The 1,002-nt window shown below is 68.5% G+C and carries 1 protein-coding gene; it reads left to right on the top strand.

Annotated elements, in window-relative coordinates; all coding sequences use genetic code 11:
• Window positions 1–1,002 (top strand): dihydrolipoyl dehydrogenase (locus tag JYK17_RS40275; protein ID WP_222812328.1); only part of this gene is annotated, 1,002 nt, incomplete at both ends.

Here is a 1,002-nt window from a genome sequence, read left to right as displayed (position 1 = left end):
TCGACGTGAACGGCCAGCGGGTGCAGGGCCGCCACGTACTCCTCGCGACCGGCTCCGTGCCGAAGTCGCTGCCGGGCCTGGAGATCGACGGCAACCGCATCATCTCCTCCGACCACGCCCTCGTCCTGGACCGCGTGCCGAAGTCCGCGATCATCCTGGGCGGCGGTGTCATCGGCGTCGAGTTCGCCTCCGCCTGGAAGTCCTTCGGTGCGGACGTCACGGTCATCGAGGGCCTCAAGCACCTCGTCCCGGTCGAGGACGAGAACTCCTCCAAGCTTCTCGAGCGCGCGTTCCGCAAGCGCGGCATCAAGTTCAACCTGGGCACCTTCTTCTCGAAGGCCGAGTACACCCAGGACGGGGTCAAGGTCACCCTCGCCGACGGCAAGGAGTTCGAGGCCGAGGTCCTGCTGGTCGCCGTCGGCCGCGGGCCCGTCTCGCAGGGCCTTGGCTACGAGGAGCAGGGCGTCGCGATGGACCGCGGCTACGTCCTGGTCGACGAGTACATGCGCACCAACGTGCCCACCATCTCCGCCGTCGGTGACCTCGTCCCCACGCTCCAGCTCGCGCACGTCGGCTTCGCCGAGGGCATCCTGGTGGCGGAGCGTCTGGCCGGCCTGAAGACCGTCCCGATCGACTACGACGGCGTGCCGCGGGTGACCTACTGCCACCCGGAGGTCGCCTCCGTGGGCATCACCGAGGCCAAGGCCAAGGAGATCTACGGTGCGGACAAGGTCGTCGCTCTGAAGTACAACCTCGCGGGCAACGGCAAGAGCAAGATCCTCAACACCGCGGGCGAGATCAAGCTCGTCCAGGTCAAGGACGGTGCCGTGGTCGGCGTCCACATGGTCGGCGACCGCATGGGCGAGCAGGTCGGCGAGGCCCAGCTGATCTACAACTGGGAGGCGCTGCCCACCGAGGTCGCCCAGCTCATCCACGCCCACCCGACGCAGAGCGAGGCGCTCGGCGAAGCCCACCTGGCCCTCGCGGGCAAGCCGCTGCACT

This window comes from Streptomyces plumbidurans (genome assembly GCF_019857225.1).
Lineage (GTDB): Bacteria > Actinomycetota > Actinomycetes > Streptomycetales > Streptomycetaceae > Streptomyces > Streptomyces plumbidurans.
The sequence above is the reverse complement of the archived record's forward strand: the minus strand, read 5'-3'. Positions and strand labels throughout refer to the sequence as shown.